Here is a 12157-nt window from a genome sequence, read left to right as displayed (position 1 = left end):
CCGTGTGTTCATTTGGGCGGCAAATTTAATGATATTACTTCTATTATTGCAATTACAGAGGAAGTCTGTTACCTTATAATGCTGTTTTAAGGGAGAAGCTTACAATCGAACAGCTACCTGGTGGCGGAAGAAATAAAATGTTCTATTTTTGTAGGACGACTATTCCCTTAATGAAGTATGAGATATTTTAGAAATTTTTAGTTATGTGGCCCTGCTGTTTTTTTTGATCAGTTGTAATGCCACTCCAAAGAAAGATTCAACAAGCCTCACCCCGGTCTATGAAGGTGAAACTTTTTCCTCATTTACAGAAGCCCAAAAAAGGGGGGCAGGTATCATTTCTTTTACCCTTGATTTTGATGCTGAGGAAGTAGAATCGGATGCTGGGTTTCTTATTATATATGCGAATCAGGAAAAGCGGAAAGTAAAGAAATCCGATCTCAAGTTTACTTTTACAAAGTGGAGATCTAATTAAAAAATGCATATCCGGGAAGAATTTGGATTAAAACCAGTTCTCAAAACAAGATAAATATGAAAGCAACCGAGCTAAGGATAGGGAATTACATTAATTTGAATTCACAGTTACCAGACAGTAAGTACAACTATTTTGTATCATCAATCACGCAGTATACAGCTGATTTAATTATTTTAGGTGCAGATCTGCAACGAGCTAATTGTACTTCGTATCAATTGACGGATTTAAGTCCAATTCCTTTAAACGAAGCATGGCTGGACAAATTAGGGTTTAAAGATTCGCGTATAACTCTACCCGGGGATGGAGAACTGGAGATAAGATTTCCTGGAAACACTGTTCATATCTGGCCTGCTGGTAGACAAAAAGAAAGCCATAATTACAAAATTATGATCACCTATGTACACCAATTGCAGAATCTTTATTTTGCACTGACAGGGGGAGAGTTAACCAGTAAATGATTTGGCAAATGAAGTACAGAACAGCTATTTTGTGCAGTCCTGGAGGTTCAGAATTTTTAAGGTAATGTGGTCTTTTAACCCCTGAAAGAATTTTTGCAATACTTTTTCAAAGACCGGGTCTGCCCCCGGGACTGAAGAAAATAAAGTCATACTGGATTTTAGCTTCAAATCATCAGGGCTGGAGAAAATCTGCCGGGCCTGGTCGGTTGGTAATTCAAGTAAGAGATTACTCATTAGGATCAACCTGGGCCCCAGAACCCTGTGGTTCAGGTATTCAGCCGCTTCGGCTAAGTCGGTAAGGGCATAATATTTATTGAGGTCACTATAACCTAGCCCTTGAATCTGTGGGAAAATAAACCACATCCAGTCGCTTTGCTTTCTTGCTGCTTCCAGTTCATTTAATGCGGTTTGATAGGTTGATTTTTGAGCGCTGAGGAATCTTTCCAGATGGTGTGGTTTCATAGGCAATTGCTTTAAGTTTGAAACAATTGGAATGGGGGATCTGTTTTGATAAAAAAAAATAGCTTTTTAAGAATATTCCGAAGTCTGAAATATTAGCTATCTTATCCAACATGGCAGTTAAATGCCGGATCTCTATAACAAATTCAGATTTATGAAAATTGCAGTTTTTAGTACGAGCCAATATGATGAAGATTTTTTGAGTCAGCACAACAGCAGCCATCAGATCGTTTTTTTTAAAGTATCCCTTTCCGAAGACTCTGCTGTTTTAGCGGCAGGGTTTGAAGCGATATGTATATTCGTTAATGATATCCTGAACAAGCAGGTGCTGGATAAATTACATCAATCCGGCCTTAAGTTAGTCGTGTTACGCTGTGCTGGATTTAACAATGTTGATGTCCAATATGCAGATCAATTGGAGATTCCGGTTTTGCGCGTTCCGGCCTATTCTCCGGAGGCTGTTGCTGAGCATGCCATGGCCTTGATTTTAACGCTCAATCGCAAAACCCATAAAGCATATAACCGCGTTAGAGAAGGTAATTTTTCCCTGGAAAAGCTAATGGGTATAAATTTAAACAGGCGCAAAGTAGCCGTGATTGGAACAGGCCACATTGGACAGGCCTTTTGCAGAATATTGAACGGTTTTGGGTGCCATATTAAAGCTTATGATCCTTTTCCATCTGTGGAGATGGAGGAGTTAGGGGTGAAATACGGCTCCCTGGATGACACACTGAAAGATGTTGATATCATTTCATTGCATTGTCCGCTTACCGTGGATACGCAATATTTGATTAACGAACAATGCCTCAAAAGTATTAAACCAGGTGCGATGCTGATCAATACCAGCAGGGGTGGATTGATTGACACCAAAGCCATTATTGCCGCTTTAAAATCGGGGATTATCGGTTCACTTGGCCTGGATGTTTATGAACAGGAATCGGACTTCTTTTTTCATGATTTTTCTGAACTGATCATTCAGGATGAACAACTTAGTCAGTTAATTTCTTTTCCGAATGTACTGATCACGGGGCATCAAGGATTTCTGACTCAGGAAGCCATGACCGAAATCGCCAAAGTGACTTTTGATAATATTGATGCTTTTCAGGCGGGATCCCCGTTAGTGAACCGCATTGAAATCCAACCTAAAGTTGTCGATGTAATTTAGTCGCAACGCAGATATGACAGCTTAGAGACAACACAAATCAGTAAATAGGTTGTTTTATAGGAATATATCTTTGTTATGGAACATAAATGGCCAGTACTTTCTTATGAAAAGGGAAAATCTACCTATGAAACCTTGCAACTATGGTCGCAGATTGTCGGAAAAATAAAGCTTGCAGCTTTGCCATGGGTAAACCATTCCTGGCATATTACCCTACATATTACTGCCACCGGTTTAACCACGGGATCTATGCGGTACAAAGATCAGGATTTTCAGATAGATTTTGATTTTATAGCGCATCTATTAAAGATTACGACAAGCAAGGGGGAAATCAGGCAATTTGATCTTCATGGAATATCTGTTGCCGGTTTTTACAGTAAAATTTTTCAATCATTAAACGATTTGGAAATCAAGCTGTTTATCAAACCTACTCCTGTAGAACTTGTTAATCCTATTCCTTTCGAATTAGATACTATTCATGCTACTTATGAGGAGGAGGAGGTTATTTCTTTTCATCAGGCTTTGCTAAATATACAAGGTGTTTTTATGAAATTTAGAGGTGAATTTAAGGGGAAGTGTAGTCCTATTCATTTTTTTTGGGGAAGTTTTGATTTAGCATTATCCCTTTTTTCTGGTCGTGAAGCACCAAAGCACCCCGGAGGTGTACCTGGCATGCCCAATTGGGTTGCAGAGGATGCCTATTGTAAAGAAGTGAGCAGCTTCGGTTTTTGGACAGGTGGAGAGGATTTGAAGGAAGCTGTATTTTATTGTTATTTATATCCGGAACCGGAAGGCTATAAAAGTGCAAAAGTTCAACCCAACGAAGCCTATTATCACCATAAATTGGGCGAATTTATTTTGCCATTTTCAGCGGTACAGGGAGCAGAAAACCCCGGGGATAAATTACTTGAATTTTTACGCAGTACTTATGGTATTGGCGCTGATTTAGCCAAATGGGATAGGGCTGCACTGGAATATCAGTACCCGGTAAAAAATTGATATGGTTTTTTATCTACTGATTGAAGTCACCTCATTACGGGTAGTCAGCTTTTCACCCATGTAAAATTCCATTTTCAGTACAGTAGCTTCAGGTGCGTACCAGATGATCATCTTGTTTTTCGGCATTTTTGCTTTCATGGCCTCCATCGATTTTTTCATTTGGTCTGTAAGACCGGGCATTTCTATGTCAGCGTTTATTATGGACGAAATTTTATAACATTCATATCTTTCACCACTAATTACTAGATTTTCCTTGCTTTCCACTTTTCTATCCGTCACATGGCTCACTATTTTCATTTTTTTACCAGCCTGTTCCATGCTAATGCTGTATTCAGCATCAGGTAGAACTTCACCGGCGGATAAACGGGTAGGGAAGGACAATCCACCGCCCTCTATTTTGGCTTTATTATCTTTTGGTAGTAAACCTGATATATCCATAAAAAGGCTTTTTCCATCGCATTTGTAAAGTAATACATTGGGTTTATTGTTGGTAGCTAAAAGGGTATCGGTACTTTGAGTTTCTATTTCTGCAACCCTGAAAGCTGCCTCTTCATAAACTTTGATTACCGTTGCGCTTTGTTTATTTATTTCTTTGCCTTCGCCATTATAGGTTACCGACTGCATCTTTACGCCTTTTTTAAATAGCAGGCTATTGCCACAATCATTGTCAGCACTAACACTGACCATTTTGGTAGCTGAACCAGGATCTTTACCATCTGCATTGCCGGAAGTTTGATTGTTCGAATTGCTGCATGAAAAGAAAGAGAGGGTTAAGAATCCTAAAAAAATAACTTTGCTTTTTATGATTTGCCAGGTATTCTGTCTGCTATTCATGATGTTTCCCTTTTAGGTACACTAATGAGAAAAGAACAATTTAGCAGGATTTAAGTTTTGAGAATGCTTTTTATTGCAATAAACTTTGTTTGATATTGACCCCTTTTACCAAAACTTAAATGATCATTTAAGTTTTGGTAATCAGTAAGTTATGAGGGGGTTTTAAATTGACGATCGGGGCCGTTTGAGGTAATGACTTATAGCTGAGCTGCTTTTTTTCTTTTGCGTCCACGCCAAATCAGAAAGCCTGTTACCGGTAAACTTGCGGCAATTAAACTAGCCAGAAAAGCGATGATCTTACCAGGTAAGCCTGCTATAGCACCAATATGGATATCATAGTTCATCCTTGCTATCTTATCTGCTACACTCGCATTTTTTAGTTTTCCATAACTATGTGTTACTTCCATTTCTTGTAAAGAATGTTGATCATAGTACAGATAATCGGCCTTCCAGTAGGTGTCAGTATCTGGATTGATGGCTACTTCAATAGCTGACTTTGCATTTTCGGGTACATGTACTTCGAGACCTCCCGTGTATCCGGGTAAGCCCTTTAAGGTTTTTGCCCATAAAATGTCCATAGCAGGTTTTTTATCTTTGGCGGCATTTACCAGCGTCGTGTCCGAGTAACTTTCTACAAACTGTTTCATCTGATCCCCGCCCGAGGAAAGCCAATAAACTGATTTTGCAAACCATTGAAAGCCCATTACCAGACCTGTTATGGCTATGAAAATAAGAATCCATGTCATGTAAAAACCCAGTACATTATGTAGGTCATAATTTACCCGCTTCCATTTTGCGTTCCACTTAATACTAAATCTCTTTTTACCGGCAGCTTTGTTTTTTGGCCACCACAATACCAGACCTGAAATAAGCAGGCAAAGAAACATTAAGGTTGCTGTAGCGAGAATAGGCTGACCGATGTCAGGAGGAAGCCAGAGGTAATAATGCCCCATGATCACAATCCTGAAAAAGTCATCATCCATATTTTTAACCTTCAGTACCTCGCCGGTATAAGGGTTCAAAAATACGATCCAGTAATAAGCTGGATTTTCTGCAAAATAAACAACTTGTGAAGCTTTTCCTACCTGATAACCTACGCTATGCGCATGTTTGCCTGGCAAGGCTTTATCTGCAATTTTTTTAAGCAAAGAGGGGGCTATGGTGGCACGCTGCTCTACTTTTGTAAAACGGTAGGGTTGTGTAATGTTTTCAATTTCGCGTTCAAAGGCTAATATACATCCTGTAATCCCTAAAAAACACACAAATAGCCCGGATGTTAATCCGAGCCATAAGTGTAACTGTCCTGTCCAATATTTGAACTTCTTTTTTTTGTTACTCAACATTGATTTTATTAAAATTTGTAAGCAATGCTTAGTCTGTAATTTCTTGGTGCTTCACTTTGCCAGTAATAATAATCGCCATAAGAAGCTCCGCTGTAAAGGTATTTGTCCAGAATATTAAAGACATTAGCTGTTAAGCGGATCTTATCCTTTTCCCAGAAAACACCACCATCCAGTTTAAAATAGCTGGGCATTTCCTGAGTTCCAGCGCCTCCCCATGACCATGAACTGCGATCGGCCAGGTAACTGAAACCACCAGATACTCCAACACCTTTTAATTCTCCTTTTTGAATTTTGTAGCTCAGCCATGCATTGGCATTATGTTTAGCATAGCCTGTTATTTTAGTTCCAACAGGAATAATCTCTCCATAAACTTCCGTTTCTTTACTTACTCTCGAATCTGTAAGGGCATAATTTGCGATCAGATTTAATCCAGGTAGAATCTCGCCACGCAGGTCAAATTCAATACCTTTTGTAGTGCTTTGTCCAAGCTGTAAAGAGAATGGGGCGGCAGGAGTACTGGTTGGATCTGGCGATAATTCATTGTTTTTAAGGATGCGGTATGCAGCAATAGTTGTGTTCCAGCGTCCATCAAACCAATCTTTTTTTATTCCGAATTCGATGTTGTTTCCGGTAATTGGTTTAGGTTGCGCACCACTTTTAATTGAACCTGTTTGTGGAATGAAAGTTTGGTCGTATAATCCATAAACAGAAGTTTCCTCATCAACAGATACACTTAAACCGACTCTAGGTGTGAATTTTTTGTCTTCTGTGCTTACACCATATTCAGATTGTTTTACGAAGGTGTATCTGCCGGCAAGTGTTAAGCGAATTTTGTTTTCCAGAAAACCAAGCTCGTCCTGTAGGTATAAGCCGGTGTAAGATTGATTCACGCGACTATTTGCGCCTCGTTGATATAAGGTTTTACTACGATCAAACTGAGGTATTCCATTTGCAGGAGCACCATATACGGGATTGTAAATGTTAAATGGTTTAGAGGCGTTGTCAAGTGGAAATGATTGTCCCCAGTCATAATAACGCTCTTTATCACCTACATCTAAACCAACCAAAATGCGGTGACTAATGCTTCCGGTAGTTGCCTGACCATTTAAAAATACCTGGCCGAATTTATAGTTCAATGCAGCATCAAAAATGTAAAGATCACGAATTACATCACCATTGGCAGCGACAGATGAAGGCCATATATCACTAGATTTCTGATTGAAATCTACATAGGCTAATTGTGCAGTAAGTTTCCAGTTAGGATTAAAATGGTGTTGCATGTTTAAAAATAAACTATGCTCTTTTGCTATATTCGGCTCTAAGCCAGGTTCAGACATGGTAAAGTCTCCTGGTAGTGTAGCAAAGCCATTTGGAGCAAAAACATAAGCTGAACCCAGGTCCGATAATTTAACATGCTGAAAATTGTATTCAGCAGTTATCGTGGTTTGATCATCAATTTTATAGCTAATAACAGGAGCAATGCTATAGCGGTCATTATACTCATAAGCACGGTGCGAGTTTTTACTCTGGCCCATTAAGTTTAGCCTGTATGATAACTTCCCGGATTTATTCAATTTTCCATCCAGATCAAGTGTGCTGCGGTACATATCATAACTACCCAGGGTAAAAGAGGCTTCACCATTAAAATCTTTTCCAGTAGGCTTTTTCGTTACCACATTGTAAATACCACTTGGTTCGCCGTTAGACATCATAAAGCCAGAAGGACCTTTCACAAATTCGATATGGTCTACAAAACTCATATCTTCAGTAAGTGGTCCCCAGTCAGATGTTAAATTTATCCCATTTCTAAAAGCCGCGGCCCTTGCACCGCGAGTGTTTACACGGGTATACAAATCGCCCCAATGTTCTAATCGGGTTACACCACTTACATTTCTGATTACGCCATCACTCATACTGGTAATTTGCTGGTCAGCAAGTGTTGCAGCGGTGATGATCTGAATATTTTGTGGTATCTCCAATAATGGTTCATCCAATCTTAATGAGGAGGAGGGGGCGTCAACTTTATATTTCTTATTAATGCCGGAAACGACAACCTCTTTTAGTTGATCGGCACTTTCTGATAAGCTGAAGTTTACATAGACAGTCTGATTGGCCGAAACCGTTACTGCTTTTTCTGCACTTTTTAAACCTATGGCAGAAACGCGAATGGTGTATTGGCCATCCTTTAGTTTTACCAAAATATATTCTCCCTGGTCATCAGTAGTTACAGCAATTCCTTTGCCCTTCAAGCCCACACTAACATAGGCTGCAGCTTTTCCATCGGCTGTTAATACTTTTCCTTTTATGGTATTACTCTGTTGGGCATTAGCCGCTATGGAGAATAGGGAAAACAGGGTTATTAAATTTAGTAGTCGAAGTTTATTCATATCGTTATTTAGATTGATTCTAATCGATGGCAAATATTGCATCTATTTCGTTACAAACAAAATTTATTTAGAATTATTCTATTTAACGTAAATGAATAGGGACTGAAGGAAGACTACCTGTTATTAAAACAGAAAATCCTCAGATTTCTCTGAGGATTTTTATGAACGGCTGCCACCTTTCCCGAACATTTTTACAAGCCTATCTCCACTTTATCAATTAATATCGGGATATAACGGTCCCGGTAATAGTCTGTTATACCAGGTGTTTTTCTTGAGGAAAGATTAATGATCTCCAGCCTCGGATAGTCCAACCAGTTCTGTCTGTTTATTGAGGTAATACCCATTGCTTTTAGATCTTCCATGGTTGAAGGCATCATAAATATAGCCGTATAAAATTTACCCGCTTCTTTTATTGAAGGCGTCAATGATACCACCCGATAAAAATCATCGTGTCCTTTTGGCGTGACCATTTCTCCGGGAATTATTTCCCCTGTCGATTCTATTGGTATTTTTATTCCTATTTTCACTTCATCGATACCGGTATTAAAGGGTAATACGTTTGCAGGAATTCCCTTATTATTGGAGCTTGGATCTACAAAGTAGACAGCACCAACAGCTTTACTCGCCGCAAATGTAATTTTTAAAACTTTCATACCTTTCAAATTCCATTCCTGATTAGGATAGAGCTTAAGAGAACAGTGAATGGAATCTTTCGGAAAATAAGGATAAATCTTTCCTGGTTTCGTAAAACTGACATCTGCTGCATTTGCCAACTGTTTGAGCGCCCCTTCCCTCAAAATATCTCCTTGCCAGTTTACGAATTTGGTATATAGTACTTGTTGCTGTGTTGTACTATTTATGTCATAGGCTGTGTTTTTCCAGGTTGTAAATTCATCCGTAACATACTTTAAAGGACGAATCTCCGACGTACTAAGCGGTGCTACCCGGACTTCATTTCCATTTAAACGTACAATACCCAGGACACTCCTTATATCCTTTGGCAGCTCCTGACCATTAAATATCGCTTCTTCGTTTATATACGAAGCAATGGTAACCTTTCCATCTTTGATTTTCATGTTACCTGAATAGTTTCCATTATCAGAAATAAGTTCGCAGGCTCCTATACGTATTAAGCTACCTTCCCATTCCTTTTTATTTGCTTCAAGTTCTCTAATACTGGTTGTACGGGGAGTGATTTTCCCAACACCCACTTTTTTCACTAAATTATTAGCTAAATCCTGCAAGAGAACTGCTCCATTCAGTGTGGTTACCGTCTGATCGAAAATGTTTATTTCCAGACTGTCATTTAATGCAAAATTATGATCCATTTTTAACTTGACCATGATCCCGTTGCGGCCGGTACCTTCCTGGATAAATAAAGTTTTATTGTTATCGACATTTTTTGAACGGGCATCCGAGATCACGATACCTCTTATTACACCAGTGTCTTTAATTTTAACAAATTGTTCTGTACTTAAGGCCTTTACAGAAGCAATCGAAATTTGTTTGGCTTCAGGTTTCGGGATAAATACCGGGCCCGCCTTTTTATCTTTCCTGCAAGAGACAAGACTAAATATGAAGATCAAAAGCATCGATGTTGCTATGGGATGACCTGCGTTGATTTTTTTCATAACTAATTTTTAGAGTTGAGTTAAACAATAGAGTTGAGTTACTGCGCTTTTCATAATAGATTGATTTAAGCAGGAAGATATTGGTTTATACTATCCGGACTTTTATGGATCCAGATTAACTTAATCTAAAATACGTTATTTAAACTAAATACTTAGGTAATATTTTTGTTTTATAAAGAAATCGTGGGGTAGGGCATTGTTTGAGGCCTTCAAGAGTTAATTTGATGGGATTATTTTCTTGCTTTTTAATTCGTCGAACAAATCAAAGAACATTTTTTCTGTATCTATAAATTCATGAAAGCCCATACGCCTTGCTTTAGTTCCGTCCGAAAAGAAATCATAGTTCCAGGAAAATACAAAATCACCAAAACCCCAGGCTGACACTTCCTGGTAGCTATGTTTTTCTAAGCTGTATTTTTCTTGTATTTGCTCCCAAACAATTGTTTTATCAGCCATAACGGTTTGTAGCGGGAGGTGTAATGGCGGCGCTGTTTCCATTTGAAAATAAGCGGCTATTTTTGGCCAGAGTTCATTCCAGCGAAACAAATCGCCATTAGTGATATTGAATGCCTGGTTTCTGCATTCAGGAGCTGTAGCCGCCCAAACTGTTGCTTTAGCCAATAAACCGGCATCCGTAAAGTCCATTAATTTATCATAAGCACCGGGTTTCCCGGGGAACCTGAGTGGTAAGCCAAGTGCTTTGGATATGGTCGCATAAATAGCGATGACTAAAACGAGGTTCATCGGATTTCCCAATGCAGCACCGCCAACAACTGAAGGCCTGAGCGCTGACCAACTCCATTTCTTTCCTTCCTGCTGTTTTTCCAGGTACTGTTGCTGATCCACATTAAATTCCGGTGGCATATGTCCTGCATCACTTTCTTTGGCCGGGGTTTTAAAGGGGCCGTAATGCGCGCCATAAACTTTATAGCCTTGCATTAAGCTGATATGTTGTAAATCCTTTGCGACAAGCTCAATTTCGGTTACCACATTCACAAGCATGGCCAGATTTGGAGGGACCAATTCTGCCCATGAAGGTTTATCCTGATAGGCTGCATAAAAAATGTGCGTGATGCTTGTTAAAAATTGTAATTGTTTTTTGCAGTCTTCTTTATTGAGCAAGTCTACCGATAAGTATTTGGTTTTAGTGGTGTCAGTGCCGCCACGTCGTGAGATGCCAATAATATTCCAGTTGTCTAGTTCTTCAAGATATTTGATCAGATTACTTCCAATTACGCCGTTTGCACCTATTACCAGTGCTGTGTTTTTAGTTTTCATATTTCTAATTTAGTGGTACTATTATTTTAATTAATTTTCATACTCAATATGGTCATGCCGCTCATGATGGGCTTGATAAGATTGCCAATTCTGTTCCAATGACCTGTATTGTTCAAAACAAAGGTGGGGCTATGAGAACGGTTGCTTATTGTAAAAAACTATGATAAATTTGTATCAATCCATGATGAAACGATATAAGCAATTTGAGCCAGTACTGATTTCGGATTTTGAAGTTTTGGAATGGCAACACCCAGTCCACAGTCACAATCATTATGAACTGATCTATATTAGTCATGGCTCGGGCAGGCACTTTATTAATTCCGTACCTGTTGACTATAGAAAAGGAGATGTGTTCTTACTGGGACCGGAAGAAGAACACTATTTTGAGGTTATTGAAAAAACACGGTTCATCTATCTGAAGTTCACTGATGCTTATATTCATCAGCGCAGTGCTGTTACGAACAGTACGGTTAAACACCTGGAGTATCTTATCAAAAGCAGGGAAACCCATCACTCAGGATTTAATCTTTCAGCGGGAGATCAGACTATTGTTGACCTATTGTTCGGTGTAATTATTGCAGTCAAACACGATTTAATGAGAAATGAGCAAGTGATATGGATGCAGGTACTTGCGCTATCTGAAATCTTGCAGCGGAACATGCCGGAGATAAAAGCCAGTGCGAATCGAAGCCGTGATATGCAGGCTGTTTTTTGTTATATCCATAAACACATCTACAGCCCCGCAAATTTAAAGGCGGATGTAATGGCAGGGCATTTCCATTTTACCAGTGGGTACATCGGTCCTTATTTTAAAAGGAATACGGGCATTACACTTAGAAAATATATCGGGGATTACCGGAGCAGCCTCATCAGGCAAAGGTTGGATAGCGGCAGGTTTACCCTTAAACAGCTCGCTGCTGAATTTGGATTGACCGATGAAAGCCATGTAAGTAAACTGCTTAAGAGCAATTGAACCTATTTTCGCCCACATCGCTGCTGTTGTTAGGCGAAATGCCCATTTGGGTAGCACAAAAAGAAGGTTGTATCATCAGGCTGATATGGAAGAGGAGGGGATGCTGTGAATTTTTCTCAAAATCTTTAGATTTCTTGTAATTTTTTGAATACTAATATTAT

Annotated in this window: 10 protein-coding genes; 4 read left to right on the top strand and 6 right to left on the bottom strand. The window is 39.2% G+C overall.

Going from position 1 to position 12157, the window contains the following annotated elements; all coding sequences use genetic code 11:
• The first annotated feature begins 528 nt into the window (after positions 1 to 528).
• Positions 529 to 930, top strand: coding sequence for a hypothetical protein (locus OQX61_RS23235; RefSeq protein ID WP_265844229.1), 402 nt, complete (start codon positions 529 to 531; stop codon positions 928 to 930).
• A gap of 24 nt (positions 931 to 954) precedes the next feature.
• Here OQX61_RS23235 and OQX61_RS23230 read toward each other — a convergent pair whose 3' ends face one another.
• A complete protein-coding gene (locus OQX61_RS23230) occupies positions 955 to 1392 on the bottom strand; it encodes a DUF1810 domain-containing protein (RefSeq protein ID WP_265844228.1) in 438 nt (145 codons plus the stop codon).
• Between the two features lie 151 nt (positions 1393 to 1543).
• Here OQX61_RS23230 and OQX61_RS23225 point away from each other — a divergent pair, with 151 nt between their 5' ends.
• Both OQX61_RS23225 and OQX61_RS23220 read left to right on the top strand, forming a co-directional pair.
• The gene (locus OQX61_RS23225; protein WP_265844226.1) at positions 1544 to 2554 is read left to right on the top strand and encodes a 2-hydroxyacid dehydrogenase; all 1011 of its coding nucleotides are present in this window, start codon (positions 1544 to 1546) and stop codon (positions 2552 to 2554) included.
• Positions 2555 to 2629: 75 nt separating this feature from the next.
• Positions 2630 to 3550, top strand: coding sequence for a DUF5996 family protein (locus OQX61_RS23220; RefSeq protein WP_265844225.1), 921 nt, complete (start codon positions 2630 to 2632; stop codon positions 3548 to 3550).
• 9 nt (positions 3551 to 3559) lie between these two features.
• On the opposite strand, the gene OQX61_RS23215 is transcribed toward OQX61_RS23220, so the two are convergent.
• From OQX61_RS23215 to OQX61_RS23195, 5 genes are all read right to left on the bottom strand, one after another.
• Positions 3560 to 4384: a hypothetical protein gene (locus tag OQX61_RS23215; RefSeq protein ID WP_265844224.1), complete on the bottom strand. Its 825-nt coding sequence runs from the start codon at positions 4382 to 4384 to the stop codon at positions 3560 to 3562.
• A 197-nt stretch (positions 4385 to 4581) separates the two neighbouring features.
• Complete coding sequence (locus OQX61_RS23210; RefSeq protein ID WP_265844223.1) at positions 4582 to 5727, bottom strand: PepSY-associated TM helix domain-containing protein; 1146 nt, start codon at positions 5725 to 5727, stop codon at positions 4582 to 4584.
• Between the two features lie 8 nt (positions 5728 to 5735).
• Positions 5736 to 8114 (bottom strand): TonB-dependent siderophore receptor, encoded by a 2379-nt coding sequence (locus OQX61_RS23205; RefSeq protein ID WP_265844222.1) that lies wholly within the window; start codon positions 8112 to 8114, stop codon positions 5736 to 5738.
• Positions 8115 to 8305: 191 nt separating this feature from the next.
• On the bottom strand, positions 8306 to 9745 hold the full coding sequence (locus OQX61_RS23200) for a DUF5689 domain-containing protein (RefSeq protein ID WP_265844221.1): 1440 nt from the start codon (positions 9743 to 9745) through the stop codon (positions 8306 to 8308).
• 216 nt (positions 9746 to 9961) lie between these two features.
• Entirely contained in the window at positions 9962 to 11023 is a 1062-nt protein-coding gene (locus tag OQX61_RS23195; protein ID WP_265844220.1) for an SDR family oxidoreductase, read from the bottom strand.
• Between the two features lie 181 nt (positions 11024 to 11204).
• On the opposite strand from OQX61_RS23195, the gene OQX61_RS23190 reads away from it, so the two are divergent.
• Entirely contained in the window at positions 11205 to 11996 is a 792-nt protein-coding gene (locus tag OQX61_RS23190; RefSeq protein ID WP_265844219.1) for an AraC family ligand binding domain-containing protein, read from the top strand.
• Positions 11997 to 12157 lie beyond the last annotated feature (161 nt).

The organism is Pedobacter sp. PLR, from assembly GCF_026239675.1.
In the GTDB taxonomy this organism is placed as follows: domain Bacteria; phylum Bacteroidota; class Bacteroidia; order Sphingobacteriales; family Sphingobacteriaceae; genus Pedobacter.
This window is presented reverse-complemented; position numbering and strand designations above follow the sequence as displayed.